13 protein-coding genes are annotated in these 14,387 nt (G+C 59.6%); 3 read left to right on the top strand and 10 right to left on the bottom strand.

The genetic code is table 11. From position 1 onward, the window contains the following. The first annotated feature begins 55 nt into the window (after positions 1 to 55). Entirely contained in the window at positions 56 to 376 is a 321-nt protein-coding gene (gene grxD / locus C1949_RS09315) for a Grx4 family monothiol glutaredoxin (protein WP_104738205.1), read from the top strand. A 132-nt stretch (positions 377 to 508) separates the two neighbouring features. Here grxD and cysQ read toward each other — a convergent pair whose 3' ends face one another. The 10 genes from cysQ to C1949_RS09365 form a co-directional block, all read right to left on the bottom strand. Beyond that, positions 509 to 1,288: a 3'(2'),5'-bisphosphate nucleotidase CysQ gene (cysQ, locus tag C1949_RS09320; RefSeq protein WP_104738206.1), complete on the bottom strand. Its 780-nt coding sequence runs from the start codon at positions 1,286 to 1,288 to the stop codon at positions 509 to 511. 63 nt (positions 1,289 to 1,351) lie between these two features. Beyond that, positions 1,352 to 1,981, bottom strand: coding sequence for a transposase (locus tag C1949_RS09325; protein WP_170063043.1), 630 nt, complete (start codon positions 1,979 to 1,981; stop codon positions 1,352 to 1,354). A 127-nt stretch (positions 1,982 to 2,108) separates the two neighbouring features. Further along, positions 2,109 to 2,498: a VanZ family protein gene (locus C1949_RS09330; RefSeq protein WP_104738208.1), complete on the bottom strand. Its 390-nt coding sequence runs from the start codon at positions 2,496 to 2,498 to the stop codon at positions 2,109 to 2,111. A 2-nt stretch (positions 2,499 to 2,500) separates the two neighbouring features. Next, positions 2,501 to 4,624 (bottom strand): YjbH domain-containing protein, encoded by a 2,124-nt coding sequence (locus tag C1949_RS09335; protein WP_104738209.1) that lies wholly within the window; start codon positions 4,622 to 4,624, stop codon positions 2,501 to 2,503. Then, on the bottom strand, positions 4,617 to 5,336 hold the full coding sequence (locus tag C1949_RS09340) for a capsule biosynthesis GfcC family protein (RefSeq protein ID WP_104738210.1): 720 nt from the start codon (positions 5,334 to 5,336) through the stop codon (positions 4,617 to 4,619). Before C1949_RS09340 ends, C1949_RS09335 begins: the two co-directional genes overlap by 8 nt. Before the next feature lie 53 nt (positions 5,337 to 5,389). After that, on the bottom strand, positions 5,390 to 6,046 hold the full coding sequence (locus tag C1949_RS09345) for a YjbF family lipoprotein (protein WP_170063044.1): 657 nt from the start codon (positions 6,044 to 6,046) through the stop codon (positions 5,390 to 5,392). Between the two features lie 11 nt (positions 6,047 to 6,057). Continuing rightward, complete coding sequence (locus tag C1949_RS09350; RefSeq protein WP_104738212.1) at positions 6,058 to 7,176, bottom strand: polysaccharide biosynthesis/export family protein; 1,119 nt, start codon at positions 7,174 to 7,176, stop codon at positions 6,058 to 6,060. 95 nt (positions 7,177 to 7,271) lie between these two features. Beyond that, positions 7,272 to 7,544 carry a hypothetical protein gene (locus tag C1949_RS19415; protein WP_170063045.1) on the bottom strand — a complete coding sequence of 91 codons (273 nt, stop codon included), beginning with the start codon at positions 7,542 to 7,544 and terminating at the stop codon, positions 7,272 to 7,274. A 79-nt stretch (positions 7,545 to 7,623) separates the two neighbouring features. After that, entirely contained in the window at positions 7,624 to 9,846 is a 2,223-nt protein-coding gene (locus C1949_RS09360; RefSeq protein ID WP_104738214.1) for a polysaccharide biosynthesis tyrosine autokinase, read from the bottom strand. A 46-nt stretch (positions 9,847 to 9,892) separates the two neighbouring features. Then, entirely contained in the window at positions 9,893 to 10,327 is a 435-nt protein-coding gene (locus tag C1949_RS09365; protein ID WP_104738215.1) for a low molecular weight protein-tyrosine-phosphatase, read from the bottom strand. A gap of 397 nt (positions 10,328 to 10,724) precedes the next feature. Here C1949_RS09365 and C1949_RS09370 point away from each other — a divergent pair, with 397 nt between their 5' ends. Both C1949_RS09370 and glmS read left to right on the top strand, forming a co-directional pair. Continuing rightward, a complete protein-coding gene (locus C1949_RS09370) occupies positions 10,725 to 12,161 on the top strand; it encodes an MBL fold metallo-hydrolase (protein WP_170063046.1) in 1,437 nt (478 codons plus the stop codon). Positions 12,162 to 12,520: 359 nt separating this feature from the next. Next, positions 12,521 to 14,350 (top strand): glutamine--fructose-6-phosphate transaminase (isomerizing), encoded by a 1,830-nt coding sequence (gene glmS, locus C1949_RS09375; protein ID WP_104738216.1) that lies wholly within the window; start codon positions 12,521 to 12,523, stop codon positions 14,348 to 14,350. Positions 14,351 to 14,387 lie beyond the last annotated feature (37 nt).

A 14,387-nucleotide genomic window follows, 5' to 3' on the forward strand; every position in this document is an offset into this window, starting at 1 on the left:
GTAGAATGCCCGGTCAGCAACGCGTTCGAATGCCCTTTACGTTATGAGGAATACCATGGATATCATCGATACCATCAAAGAACAGATCGCCAGCAACCCGGTGCTGATCTACATGAAAGGCGCGCCGAATGCTCCGCAGTGCGGCTTCTCTGCCCGCGCCGTGCAAGCACTGATGGCTTGTGGTGAGAAGTTCGCCTACGTGGATATCCTGCAGAATCCGGACATCCGTGCGAACCTGCCGGGTTATGCCAACTGGCCGACATTCCCCCAGCTGTGGATCAATGGTGAACTGGTCGGTGGCAGTGACATCATTCTCGAGCTGCATGAATCCGGCGAACTGCAAGGCATGGTCAAGGCTGCTCAGCCCGCTGCCTGATCCGTATCGCGCAATACTGAAACGCCCGACGGCCTGTGGCCTCGGGCGTTTTTTATTCACCGCGAAATGGCGGTGTTCCGGCGGACGCTCCGTACCGATGGCCACCACCGTTCTCCCACGGGCCCTGGTCAGTCAGAAGAACGGCTCCGCGCCGCTGGCGACAAAGTGCGGGTTTTCAAAGCCGGGCTTGCCGTACCGCAATGGCCCGCCGTCGAAGGTTTGTACCTGCCCGCCAGCGGCGGCCAGCACGGCATGGCCGGCGGCAATATCCCACTCCATGGTTCGACCTTGGCGGGGGTAAATGTCAGCCTTGCCAGCGGCAATCAGACATAGCTTGAGCGACGATCCTGCATTGACCAGCTTGTGTATCTTGCGGCCGGACAACAGCTGCTTCAGCGCCTGCTCGTCACCATGCGATCGGCTGGCCAGTACGTCCAGTCCTTGCTCGCCGGGCGTCCGTACATGAATCGGCTCGCGGCCGGTGACGCTTTCAAAGAAGGCACCATCGGCCAGCGAGCCGGCATACAACTCGCCGAGTGCCGGAGCCAGTACGACCCCCAGTATGGGGCGGCCGTGCTCGATCAGAGCAATGTTGACCGTGAACTCGCCGTTGCGGTTGACGAACTCGCGTGTACCATCCAGCGGGTCTACCAGCCAGAAGCAGTCGCCGATTTCAGGAACAATACCGGCAGCGCAGGCTTCTTCCGCCACCACCGGGAAGTTACAGGGTAACTTCGCCAGCTCGCTGAGGATAATGGCTTCGGCCTTCTCGTCGGCTTCGGTGACCGGGGACGCGTCGGCTTTGCCGCGCACCTCGAAGTCGCTGTGGTAGATGTCGAGAATCAACTCGCCGGCCGCCCGGCAAACAGGGATCAGGGCGTCCAGTAGTTTCCGTTGTTCTGCTGCCTGCATGCTGCTTCCTGATTGGGATGTTGGCCCTGCAGGATACCATCAAGCGCGGAGCCGTCGCCTCGTTCAGTGTGCCTTGGCGGGCAAGCTGGACCATCGCCATTCATCCGGTTGGTCGCACAAGCCAGCGGTCACAGGGCTGTTGTGGATCTGCTGTATGGTGGGTGCCAGGTCGCGCGGCTCAGGGATATAGCGATCCCAGTAGTCGCGCATCCACAACATGCGCCCAGGTGTCTTCAGTTGCAGCTCGTCCTTGTGCAGTAGCATCCAGCGCGTGGTGGCGGTTTTCCAGGCCTGCACGATGCGCGGCATGGAGTAGGTCGGCTCAAGCAGGATATGTGCGTGGTTCGGCATGATGCACCACGCAATCAGTTTGTGGCGCTTGCGGTTATGTTGCTCAAGCGCGTCGATCAGCTCGGCGGCCATGCGTGGATGCCTCAACAGACAGCAACCCTCACCTTGCTGCAGCACCTCCTCGAGGCGCTGGCGTCTCTGCAGGGCGCGTTGGGCCTGGGGGTAGTCGCGAATTTCCTTGCTGATTGCCCGTTGAGTGCATTGTGGTAGCGCATCAGCCAGCTTCAGGGTGATCAGCTGCACATCGTAAGGAATGGGGCGTTCTGAGACGCTGGGCTGTCGCTCCCAGCCTTTCCATACGTCGGCGCGATTAACGCTGGGGGTGAAGTTGTCTCGGGACATTGATCTTCCTTGTCGTTGTTCCATCAGGAACCTTAACAGCAGGAAGAATGATGTCATTTGGCCGTATTCGCCAAATGTGAAACAAATTGTATTTTTGGCTCAATGCTAGCCCAAACGGGTGAGGTGGCTAACCTTCAACAGGCCTTTGGCGTCGGATCAGTAGCGTGTAACAGGCAATCAGCAGTAGGCCCACCAGCAACCCACAGCTGTTCGCCATGATGTCTCCCCAATCCGGGGAGCGGGTAGGGTGCAGGGATTGAACCAGTTCCACAGCGGCGCCAACAAGTGTCATGAAGATCGCTCGAAACCACCAGCGCCAGTGAGGGAAGGCGGCGAAGCTGAGCACCGTCAGGGCAAAGATGCCGCCGGCGTGGTAGCCGGAGGCCTGCCAGCTGTACGCGGTTGGTGGCGGGCTGGGGCTCATGCCCAGATACAGCCCGAGTGCCAGCAGGGCAAAGAAGGCGAGCTTGAACCACAGGCTGTAGCGCGCCATCAGGCGCTCAATGAGCTGCCTCATGATCAACGCGACAGGTTCTGGAAGCTGTTGTCGAACAGATCCAGATCCCGCTCCTCGGTCAGCTGGTACAGCTCATAGTTGCGCCAGAGCTTGGCACCACCGTCCCGGGTCAACGGGTTCCAGGCCAGGTTGGCTACGGACTTGGTCGAGCCAAGGAAGAACGCATCGAACGGTATTTGAATGTAAACACCCTTGTCGAAACTACCCTCGCCGAACTCTTCCTTGGAGACGTCGGTCATGGTCGCCCAGCCGCCCATTACAACGCCGTTGCGGAAGCGTCGAGACAGGTCGATGGTGCCGCCGATGTCACCCGCCAGATAACGTCCGACGCTGCCCTTGATCAAGACGTCGTGGAAGCCGGTTCGCAGGTAACCAGTGATGTGGCCGGTCAGCGTCGAATAGTCGCGGAAACTGAATTCCTGTGCGTAGCCACGCTGCTTGACCCAGTTGACGTCGACACCGACCGCCCAGTCGACGCCGTGCGGCCGATACAGCACTTCACCGCCCAAGCCGCCGTACATGTCTTCCAGCAGACCGGCGTAGGCCATGCCGAACCAGTCGCGGTTGATCTGTTCGGTCTGCGTGTACTGCAGCCGGTTTAGCTGTACGTCTGAGGTAGTGAGGTACTGGCGCAGATCGGTCCGTACGCGCGGCAGGTTACTCGGGCCGTCGTATTCGAACTGGTCATAGTTGTTGAGCAGGTTAATGCCCACGGTGCCGTCGAGCCACTTGTTACGGTCAAAATAGAACTGGGCATTGGCGCGCAACAGGAACTGGTACAGGATGAAATTGTCTGGCCCGCCGACGTTCTGACGATAGCCGAGCGCCAGGCCTGCGTTGAACCGGTCAAGCTCTTCAGCATAGACCTCTTCGGTTTCCTGTGTCGACGGAACGGCGTTGACCATGTGATAGCGCAGGGCGCGCTGATCGGCTTCAAACTGCTCATACTGGCGCAGGGTTTCTGCGTTGATGCTGGTCTCATTCAGTGCCATGCCATAGGGCTTGTGTACCAGCGTATACCAGTCGTACGTGCCTTCACCGAGGCTGTTATCCAGCACCCGGGCGGCACGGCTCATACCTTCGGCGTCGCTTCGGTAGGTGGTCTGTTCGCCGGTAATGATGACTTCATCATCCTTGACTGCGATGCTTTCAACCTTGATGCCCGCGTTAGCGCTCAGGCGCTCGCTGATGTTGGCCCAATCAACGTTGGCACCCCTTACACCTGCCGGCAGTGCGCGGCGTGCCTCTGGCGCTGGATCGAGCACTTTTGGCGGGCGTTGCATTGTCCGCAGGTTGGTGTGCATCGTGATGCCGAACATGGCGGTGTTGCCGCGCTCCCAGCCCACAGTGACATCTGCCCAGTCGGCCAGGCTGTACAGAACGCCCACGTTGATGGGGGAGTCCTGCTCCTGGTTGTTCTGAAAAGGCTCGGATTTGTAATCGTTGCCATCAAGTTCCACTTTCAGCCGCAGGTCATCCCAGGGTGTCTGGTACTCAACGCCGCCAAAAATGCTGGGGCGGCCGCTGAAGTAGCTGCTGGTGTTCAGCGTACCGCCCGGGTCGTCGTTTCTGGCGCGGTCATCGAAGCTGTCACTGATGACCGACAGCGGGTTACCGAAATCGCCCCTGTTGCCGATGTAACCCCAGGCCACACCCAAGCTGAAGTCAAGGTCGTAGAAGCGCTTGTTGGCGACGACAAATTCGCTGGAGAACAGCCCCGTACCGCCAACGTCCCGGAAGCCCAGGGCCACTTGAGGTAGCCAGCGGCTTTCTTGCCAGAGTCGAAACTTGGCGTCGATCGCCTTGTCTTTCAGACTCTGACTGCTGAAGTCCTCGCTACCGTAATTGATGTTGCTGATATCAATGTAGCGGATGGTGCTTTCCAGCCAAGGCAGTGGCTGCACCGAAATGCTGTAGCGGGTGTAAGGCGAGGTGCGGTTTGCGGTAAAGCTGAACTCGCCTTCGGGGGCCATTCGGGCAGTGGGCGTCTGCAGTAGGCCAACGCCGCCATAATTGTGCTGGGTGGCGCGGTAGCGCGGATTCTCGTCGGCCAGAGCGCAGGAGGCGCTAGCGGCCACCAACGGCAGCGCGGACACGGTAACCAGGCGAAGAAGCGTTTTACTCATCTGCGGCAGTCGCCTCTAGGCCGGTGTACTGGGTTGCAAGCAGTGCTGCCATTTCATCGTTGAAATCATTGCCGCTCTCACCAAACAGGGCGGGATGAAAGGGTACGTAAAGCGTGCCGCCTGTCGCCAGCCAGCCATCGTCGCTGTTCCAGGACGCGACGCCGAGTCGCTGCACGGTGCTATCGGGCTGAATCAGATAAATATAGTCACGGTCAGCAGCCCAGTGACGTGGGCAGCTGTCCAGGTAGGCGGCTGCGGGCTGTGCCGGGACAAACGCCGTTACGCATTCCTCAATTACCGCCCCGGTCAGACGGATGGTGGATGACCGGGTTGGGTACACAATATGGTCGCCAGGCTCCAGCAGCGGGTTGTACGCAAGCAATCGTTGCTTTAACGGATTCATCTCGGCCTGGATACGACCAGTGACAGCCATTCGGGTAATCTGCTGCAGCTGGCGCTCGAGCAGTGCGGTCAGCGATGGATCCTCTATACGGCCTGCGTTAACACGCGCCGTGTGAAGGTCAAAAAGCACACCGGCCTTGAGTTTGCGTTGCTCTTGGCGTGCGCTTTGGCGTAGTAGCGCGGCACCGAGCGGCCAGGCATCCGCCGTCGGCCTGACGGCCGTTGTCAGATCAAGCAGGCGCAGATCATCGCGCCAAAGATAACGTCCGGGAGAGGCGACGGCGCCTTCAACCAGCAGCTCTTGAGCCATGACTGGTCCGGTACACAGAACGCCAGCCAGAAGTGCGGTAATCAGATGACGTTTCAAGGCTGTTCACCCTGGGCTGGCTGATAGCTAAACAGCATATCCATAGTCAGCATTCCGGGGGCGGGTTGCTGAATGCTGCGGCGCACTCTGCCCGTCGCCGGGTCAACCCAGTAGTAGTTGGTTGTCTCGAAGCCGAGATCGGGCATGCGGACGTGCTCGTCGATCCGTTGGTATGGCTGCCCGGGTTCCGAGGTGAACTGCTCAAGCGGGCCGCGATAGTAGGTCGCGATCTGCTGCAGGCCGGTCTGGTAGGTCAGCGGCAGATCGACCGAGCGCACCACTTCGGTGCCGTCGGCGACGGTAAGCAGTCCTTGCACAAAGGGGTCGTCCTGGTTCAGAGGCGCGTTAACGTCCGTTTCCAAGCCCACCAGTTGGGTGATTCGTCCGTATTGGGTTTCGAGCTGCTCGGTCAGGCCGTACCACTGGACAACACCGCTGCTGCCTGCGGGGGCAACGTACAAACCTTCTGCGCGGCCCGCCGCGATAAACAGCGTATCAGCCTTGGGATTGTTGATTTGCTCAGGCGAGATGCGGTTGAGTTTACCGTCAGCCAAGACCCGGAAGGTGGCTACCGAGTCAGCCGTCAGCGAATTGCAGGCCGCCAGGGGCAAGGCTGCAAGCAGCAGCAAGCCTGAGCGCAGAAAAGGACTCACGGTCAGGCCTTTCAGTTGTCGTTGCGAATGTCGTTGTAGTCGCTACCCACTCGAACGGCGGTACCAAGAATGTTGGCGCTGGGGAACAGCTGGCTGACAAAGCGGTTCCAGCGGGTGATACCTGCTGCACCAACGAACACAACGTCCTGTGGGCGCATCTCAAACTGGTCTGCCAGGATGAATGCTGACGGCGATTGGGCGTTGAGCTGGAAAATGGTGGCTTTCTCGGTTTCCAGGTTCTCCACGCCACGGATGACGTAGACTTCGCGGCCGCTGGAGGTCGCCGGTGAGGGGCCGCCGACCGTTGCCAGCACTTCGCTGAGTGTCATGCGGCTGGTGCTGTAGGACAGTGCAGCTGGGCGCGCTACTTCACCCATAACGAATACCTTGCGGGCATCGTTCAGGCCCAGATGGAGCTTATCGCCGGCCTTGAGGTAGACGCTACCCACTTCGCTTGGGTGGCTGGTGAGGTAGTCGTAGTCGAGGGTGTATACCTGCCCGTCACGGATCAGGTTCAAGTGCGACAGGTCTGCGCGCTCGCTATCGATGCCAGCCTCACCAACCGCCTGCAGCAATGTGAGTGGTTGCGAGGTGATGGTGCGAAAACCGGGCTGCATAAAGGCCCCGCTCAGGGTGACCTTCTGGCTGTTATAGCCAATGATATTGATGTCGACCTGGGGCTGTTCAATATAGCGCGACAGGCGCTGGGTAATGACCTTGCGCAGCTCCTCCTGGGTCATGCCGGCAACCTGTACGCTGCCGATAAACGGATAGAAGAGCGTGCCATCGTCCCGCACAACACGGGCGTTGGCTTCGGTAGCCTGTTGCTGGCCGCCCGGCACGGTCAGTTCCGGGTGATCCCAGACGGTAATGAACAGACCGTCGTTCGGGCCAAGGCGATAGTTGTCTGGCGCGTAATCAAGCAGTGCGGCTGGAACCGTGCGATTAGGCTGTACGGCCTGCTCCTGAATCAACACCTTGGGGGTGATCTGTACCATTTGAACCAGGCTTTCCTCGGCAGAGTCTTCGGTCAGCAACCGGTCCGTATCCATGTGCATGCCGGGGGAGAACATGCAGGCTTGCAGAAACAGGGCTGAGAGGCTCAGTGCAGCGAGAGGAAGGCGATTCATAGGTTTTGATCTTATTCGCGTTGTTAACAGGAGGTAACAAAAAAGCCATCTGATAAGAGCGGTCAGATGGCTTCGAGTGGCTCGAAAGCCCGTGCTTAGTTGGAACCGGTGGAGCCAGTAGTGCCACTATTGCCGCCACCACCGCCTTGGGCTGCTGCGGCGGCTGCGCCAGCCGCTGCCGCTGCACCAACAGCGATGCCACCGACACCGATTCCTCCAACGGCACCAGTAGTACTAGCAGCACCAGCACCAGCACCACCAGTATTTACAGCCGCCGCGCCGCCGCTTGCTCCAGCGTCTTGCCCAAAGGACACGCCAGACACCAGCAGCAGGGTGCTGGCAACGATAGCAATCGCTTGTTTTTTCATATCAATAACTCCCTGTACCTTCAAGGGTGGGTTTTAACCGATTATACGCAAGCACTCCCTCAATGGAAGTGCGATTGTGTTACTTGCCATCAGACTTGTATTCGTACTGATAGTAACCATAGTTGCCATAGCCGTAGGCAGAGGCCTTTTTTTCTACCGCATTGAAAATGGCACCTTTGATTTCGACACCGTTGTTGCGGAAGCGTTGCAGGGTTTGCTCCACTTCTTTCACCGGGTTCAGGCCAAAGCGCGACACAATCAGGCTGGTGCCAGCCAAGCGGCCGACCAGCGCGGCGTCAGTCACGGCCAGAATCGGCGGCGTATCGACAATCACCAAGTCATACATACCACTCAATTGTTTCAGCAGTGACTCGAAGTTCTCGTGCATCAAAAGTTCTGACGGGTTCGGCGGAATCATGCCACGCGGGAGAAAGTGCAGGTTCGGCACCTCGCTCTTGTGCAGCACGTCTGCCAGGGTGTGCGTACTCACCAGCAGATTGGACAGGCCCGGCTCAGCCGGCAGGCTCATTAGCTTGTGAGCGTAGCCCTTGCGCATATCGCCATCAATCAGCACCACTTTCTGCCCTGCCTGGGCAACGATGGCGGCCAGGTTGGTCGAAATAAACGACTTGCCTACGCTCGGGCTCGGGCCGGAGATCATCAGCACGTTGTTACGTGCTTCCATCATGGCGAAGTGCAGGCTGGTGCGCAGGCTGCGCAATGCTTCAATCGACAAGTCGGCCGGGTTGGTGGCGGCCAGCAATTGCGAATTGTGGGAAACCGTTTTGCCCTTGGCGTTGCGTTCGATCTGTTGCTGATCCTTGCTGAACGGCACAGAGGCATAGACTGGCAGGCCGATCTGTTCGAGCAGCTCCGGGTTTTCAATGCCGCGGTTGAGCGCATGGCGCAGCAGCGCGATGGCGACGCCCAGCATGGCCCCAAGCAGGGTCGCGAGAACCACGACCAACGCTTTCTTCGGTTTGACCGGCTGGCTGGTATCGACCACAGCGTTGTCGATAATGCGGACGTTGCCGACGGTGCCTGCGCGCACCACATCCAGCTCCTGCGAGGTGTTGAGCATGGCGGTGTAGATTTCGGTGCTGACCTTAACGTCACGCGACAGGCGTAGCAGCTCCTGCTGGGTGGCAGGCAGGTCGCCGACGCGGTCAACCAGTTGCTTGCGACGGCTGTTCAGCTGGTTCAGCTGTTCCATCAGGGCTTGGTAGCTAGGGTGCTGGCGGGTAAAACGGCGTTCCATTTCCGAGCGTTTGAGTTGCAGTTCGGAGATGGAGGTGTCCAGCTCTACCACCTGGTCCAGCACGGCCTGGGTCTCGAGGGTAATGTCTACCGAGCCGGATTTTGCTTGGTACGTATTCAGTGCCTGCTCGGCGGCTTCCAGTTGGCGGCGGACGGTAGGCAGCTGCTCTTTCAGAAAGTCCAGGCTCTGCTGAGCCTCTGCAGACTTGCGTTCGACGTTCTGCAGCACATACAGGCGGCTGACTTCGTCGAGGATGCGAGCGGCGGCAGCTGGGTGGGGGCTTTCAAGGTTCAGCAGCAGAATGCCGGAATCTCGACCTTTCTCGCTGGCCCCGATATCGCGCTGGTAGTTCAGCGTTGTGGTGAGGCTGTTGCGTTTGGTTACCAGGAATTCGGTGCCCGGGTTAGCCGTCAGCCGGGCAATCTGGATGCGGAAGCCGTGCTCTTCTACCTGCGCGCCGACTTGGCCCTGCACCAGCAGCTCGTCGTCGTCATTGAGCAGCGAGAACTGGCCTTGCTCACCAGCCCGCAAAATGAGCTGTTTGCCCTCGTAGGCGCCAGGCACTTCCAGCTGGAATACCTCAAGCGCCTCACCGCCCCAGGCGTAGCTATTCATGCCCAGCAGTGGCGAGGCAACCGGCTGTTGCTCGGTCGGCGTATAGCGACGATAGAAGAACGAACCAATTACCGGCATGAGCTTGGGCTCTGCCACCACGTCGAGTTTGAGGTTCTCAACGGTTTGACCGATCACCTTGCGTGACTTCAACAGCTCGATTTCGGTCGCTGCCGCGCTGGTGCCGGCAAACATGTCGGCTGCGCCAGCGTCACCCAGCAGCCCGCCCAGGCCGCCTGACTTTTCCTCTATCTGGATGACTGCGTCAGCCCGGTAAATCGGGGTCGCGAGCAGCGCATAGGCAATGCCTGCAAAGGCAAAGCCCAGCGTGCAGATAATAATAGTCAGCTTGTGGTCGATAAGCGCACCTAGCAGGGCCAGCAGGTCGATCTCATCTTGGCTGTTTGGTGCGGCGGGGGTGCTGTTCTGCATCAACAATCAGGTTCCGTGACAGAGTGAGGCTAAGGGTGTGGAGCGTTTAAAGATAGCGCAACCAGGCATCAGTCGCTTTATCCATAATCTTGAATACGTGTTCGAATGCGGGCAACTGCTGGCGGTAGGGGTCAGGCACCTCTGCATTGTCCAGCCACTTGCCCAGCAACAGCGCCTTGCCGCGCGCCTCGGGTGCCAGGCTGTGAATCTTCTGCAGGTGACGCGACTCCATGGCCAGGATCAGGTCAGCCTCGTGCAGCATGGCAGGCGTCAACTGGCGGGCCTGGTGGTCCGGCAAGGCAAGGCCCGCTGCCGCCATGACCTGGGCTGCAGAGCTGTCTACCGGCTTGCCAACCAGCGCGCCCAAGCCGGCTGAGCTGACGGCAATGCCCTTGCTGGCCAGTTTGCTCTGCAATAGCGCCTCTGCCGTGGGGCTGCGGCAGATATTGCCGACGCAGACAACCAGAATTTTCTTGATCATGCGGTTCGCAAGCCTTTGCCAATACTCGGGGCGTCATTGCTTGGGTGGCGTCCTGACGCCGCCATCGCCCACCCGGTTTGGTGGGCATGATAGCAGCTGCAGCGCGGATGGAAACTGCCAATGCTGTAAATCTGACGCCATTGATCCTACTCGCCAGAGCGGGCGACGGGCCGCTGTGATCGTGTGCGTGGCTGCACATCCAGCATGAACGCCCGGTATGCGCGGTGTTCAGAAGGGAAGCGGCCGCAGGTTGCTGCGTTTGCTGGGTATTCAGGTGGCGACGAACGCAACCTGCGGCAATGGTCGACTTGCGTTGCTGGATGCGGACTGGTTCACCCTTGTGATTGGTCCGCTGGCGTACGCTGTGGCCCCAAAAACGGGCAAAGGGAGTTTGCTAATGCGTACTGAGCGCTATCCGTGGGTGCAGCATCATGGCGCGGTTGATGGTGTCACCGGGTCTTGTCACCAGTTGTGGATGACCGAGACCGACAGTCTGTTGATTGATTGCGGGCTGTTCCAGGGGGCTGAAGCCTCTGGTGGTGGCGCAGGGCAGGACCGGCTGGCTATCGAATTTGCACTCGACACCGTGCATGCCTTGCTGGTGACGCATGTGCATGTTGACCACGTTGGACGCTTACCCTGGCTACTCGCGGCGGGCTTTCGGCAGCAGATTCATGCCACTGAGGCATCTGCTGTGTTGTTGCCGGTGGTGCTTGAAGATGCCTTCAAGGTTGGAGTGCGGCCAGATGCGGCCCTCGCATCGCAGTATGTGGGCGCGGTCAAGAGTCAGTTGCTCGGCCACCCCTATGGATGCTGGGTGCCGATACTTATCCGCGAGGATATTCACTGTCGGGTTCGATTTCAGCCTGCTGGGCATATTCTCGGCTCGGCCTACGTTGAGCTCGACCTGTGGTACCCGACGGAGCAACGCAGGCGACGGGTGGTGTTCTCGGGGGATCTCGGCGCTGCTGGTGCGCCATTGCTGGACCCGCCCCACGCGCCTGAATCGGCCGACCTGCTGGTGCTGGAGAGCACCTACGGGGATCGCCTGCACGAAGACCGACATAGCCGTCGGGCGCGCCTGCAAGGGGTGCTGGAACGGGCGCTGGCCGACGGCGGTACCGTCATTGTGCCTGCTTTCAGTATTGGTCGTACGCAGGAATTGTTGTACGAGCTGGAGGGCATCATGCATGACGCGCCGGCTTGGCGGCGTATCCCTGTCATCCTCGACGCTCCTCTGGCAGGGCGCTTTACGGCGCTTTATCGGGAGCTGCGCGAGAGCTGGAGTGCGCAGGCCCGTGAGCGAGCCGAGAGCGGTCGACGCCCTTTGGGTTTCGAGCAGTTGCTCAAGGTCGAAACCCATGCCCAGCACCAGCGCATGGTCAACCGTCTGACCACCACCCTGCAGCCAGCGGTGGTCATCACCGGCAGTGGCATGTGTAACGCGGGGCGCGTAGTCAATTACCTGAAATCCATGCTGGGCGAGCCGCGACATAACGTGTTGTTTGTTGGTTATCAGGCCAAAGGGACGCCCGGCCATGCCATTCAGAAATATGGGGCGCAGGGTGGCTATGTGGAGCTGGAAGGGCAGCGTTATTTCATTCGGGCGGGGGTGCATTCGTTAGGCGGGTACTCTGCCCACGCCGATCAGGCGGGGCTGGTTGAGTTTGCCACAGGCATTGCCGGTGGTGCTGGCAGGGTCGTGCTGGTGCATGGTGATCAGCAGGCCAAGTCGGTATTGGCAGACAGGCTGCGGACGGCCATCCAGGCGCGTGGCTGGCAGACAGAGATTGTGGTCGCCGGGCAGGAGCGCGGCGGGGAGCGCTTGTCGTAAAAAAACGCTCAATTAGTGCATTTGCATTATTGCCGTAGCGCCGAACCTGACTGTTAGAATTCCGGCGTATGACTGCGTCAAAAAGTTGCTTGCCTGCCCTTTCTTCGGCTCGGTATCATCCCCGGGCTTTTGCTTATGGTGGGTGGCGAAGAGCCATCTAAGAGCCATCTATTTTTAGCTGTTAAAGACGCATGCTAGACGTGTTCAGCCGGTTTTCGGGTGTGAGCCAGTCGTGGTTTTCAGGTTTTGTCTGCGCTGTTTGATCGTTGCAGCTGAACCAAGCGGCGGTGCCTTGCTCGAACGGCCGATGACTACTGTCCCGCAGGGGGCGCGAGTCGTGCAAAAGGAATATTGATGGTATGTGTGGAATCGTTGGTGGCATCGCTTCTCGAAATGTAACGCCCATTTTGCTCGAAGGGCTGCGCCGGCTGGAATACCGTGGTTATGACTCTGCGGGTGTCGCTGTCGTCGGCTTGCCTGGCCTCGTTGAGCGTGTCCGCTCGGTCGGCAAGGTGGCTGAGCTTGAGCAACAGCTCCAGCACTCTGCGCTCAGCGGGTCGCTGGGCATCGCCCATACCCGTTGGGCGACGCACGGTAAGGCGACTGAGAAAAATGCCCACCCGCATTTGTCTGACCGTCTGGCGGTGGTGCACAACGGCATCATCGAGAATCATCAGTCCTTGCGCCTGCGCCTGCAGGAGCTCGGATATGTCTTTGCCTCGGAGACCGATACCGAGGTGGTCGCGCACCTGCTTGGGCATCATTACAGCCGCCAACAGGATATGCTCAGTGCGCTGCGCTGCACACTCGCTGAGCTGCATGGCGCCTTTGCCCTTGGCATCATTCATCAGGATGAGCCCGACACCCTCTACTGCGCCCGCATGGGCAGCCCGCTGGTGATCGGCGTGGGCAGTGGTGAGCATTTTATCGGCTCCGACCCGTTGTCGCTGCTGCAGGTGACGGACCGCTTCATCTATATGCAGGAAGGCGAGCACGCCCGCCTGACCCTAAACGACTGCCAGATATGGAACCGACAGAACCAGCCGGTTCAGTATGCGGCACAGCAATATCAGCATGCTGCGCTGAGCATGGACAAAGGCGAGTACCCGCACTTCATGCTCAAGGAAATTCATGAGCAGCCGGGCGCTATCGCCGACACCCTCGACGGTTTGCTGGCGGAAGACCATGTGCTCACCGCTGCGCTTGGGCCCGGCGCGGAAGGCAAGCTGGCGGATATCCGTAACATTCATATCGTTGCTTGCGGCACCAGTTATCACGCAGGCCTGGTGGCGCGCTATTGGCTGGAAGAGCAGACCGGCCTGCCTTGCCAGGTTGAAGTGGCCAGTGAGTACCGCTATCGGCAGGTATGCGTGCCGGAAGGTACCTTGCTGATTGCCATTTCCCAGTCTGGCGAGACGGCGGACACCCTGGCCGCTATGTGCTACGCGCGCGAGCAGCGCTACCTGGGTACGCTGGCTATCTGTAACGTGCCCGGCAGCTCACTGGTACGAGAGGCAGACTGGCGGCTGCTGACCCACGCAGGGCCAGAGATTGGCGTTGCCTCTACCAAAGCCTTCACCACTCAGTTAGCGGCATTGCTCTGGCTCACCACTGCGTTGGCCCAGGTTCGTGACCGTGCCCCAGAGATGATTGCGGCGAACGTTCGCGCCCTGCGCAGCTTGCCTGCGCGCATTCGTGAGGTGCTGGAGCTCGACCCTGCGATTGCGCAACTGGCCGAACAGTTTCAGGCCAAGCATCATGCGCTGTTTCTCGGGCGTGGTTGCCACTATCCGATTGCGATGGAAGGTGCCCTCAAGCTCAAGGAAATCTCCTATATTCATGCCGAAGCCTACGCGGCTGGCGAGCTGAAGCATGGCCCGCTGGCGCTGGTTGATGAGGACATGCCGGTGGTCAGTGTTGCGCCCAGCGACAGCCTGCTGGATAAGCTCAAATCCAATCTGCAGGAAGTGCGAGCCCGTGGGGGGCAACTGATCAACTTTGCTTGCGAACGCGCCACACTCGATGACGGCGAGGGCATCACCCATATCGGTATGCCCTGGGTGTACGAAACTGTTTCTCCGGTTCTGTATACCATCCCGTTACAGCTACTCAGTTACCATGTCGCGCTGATCAAGGGCACCGATGTGGACAAGCCCCGTAATCTGGCCAAATCGGTCACGGTGGAGTAATTCAATTGCACCGTTGGTCGCGCCAGTGTGGGTGCGG

Origin of the sequence: Halopseudomonas oceani (genome assembly GCF_002903165.1) — a bacterium.
GTDB classification, from domain to species: domain Bacteria; phylum Pseudomonadota; class Gammaproteobacteria; order Pseudomonadales; family Pseudomonadaceae; genus Halopseudomonas; species Halopseudomonas oceani.

Bases quoted from the DNA above. Each gene is read 5' to 3' on its own strand.
- grxD (WP_104738205.1), top strand. From the start codon at position 56: ATGGATATCATCGATACCATCAAAGAACAGATCGCCAGCAACCCGGTG.
- cysQ (WP_104738206.1), bottom strand. From the start codon at position 1,288: ATGCAGGCAGCAGAACAACGGAAACTACTGGACGCCCTGATCCCTGTT.
- C1949_RS09325 (WP_170063043.1), bottom strand. From the start codon at position 1,981: ATGTCCCGAGACAACTTCACCCCCAGCGTTAATCGCGCCGACGTATGG.
- C1949_RS09330 (WP_104738208.1), bottom strand. From the start codon at position 2,498: ATGAGGCAGCTCATTGAGCGCCTGATGGCGCGCTACAGCCTGTGGTTC.
- C1949_RS09335 (WP_104738209.1), bottom strand. From the start codon at position 4,624: ATGAGTAAAACGCTTCTTCGCCTGGTTACCGTGTCCGCGCTGCCGTTG.
- C1949_RS09340 (WP_104738210.1), bottom strand. From the start codon at position 5,336: ATGGCTCAAGAGCTGCTGGTTGAAGGCGCCGTCGCCTCTCCCGGACGT.
- C1949_RS09350 (WP_104738212.1), bottom strand. From the start codon at position 7,176: ATGAATCGCCTTCCTCTCGCTGCACTGAGCCTCTCAGCCCTGTTTCTG.
- C1949_RS19415 (WP_170063045.1), bottom strand. From the start codon at position 7,544: ATGAAAAAACAAGCGATTGCTATCGTTGCCAGCACCCTGCTGCTGGTG.
- C1949_RS09360 (WP_104738214.1), bottom strand. From the start codon at position 9,846: ATGCAGAACAGCACCCCCGCCGCACCAAACAGCCAAGATGAGATCGAC.
- C1949_RS09365 (WP_104738215.1), bottom strand. From the start codon at position 10,327: ATGATCAAGAAAATTCTGGTTGTCTGCGTCGGCAATATCTGCCGCAGC.
- C1949_RS09370 (WP_170063046.1), top strand. From the start codon at position 10,725: ATGCGTACTGAGCGCTATCCGTGGGTGCAGCATCATGGCGCGGTTGAT.
- glmS (WP_104738216.1), top strand. From the start codon at position 12,521: ATGTGTGGAATCGTTGGTGGCATCGCTTCTCGAAATGTAACGCCCATT.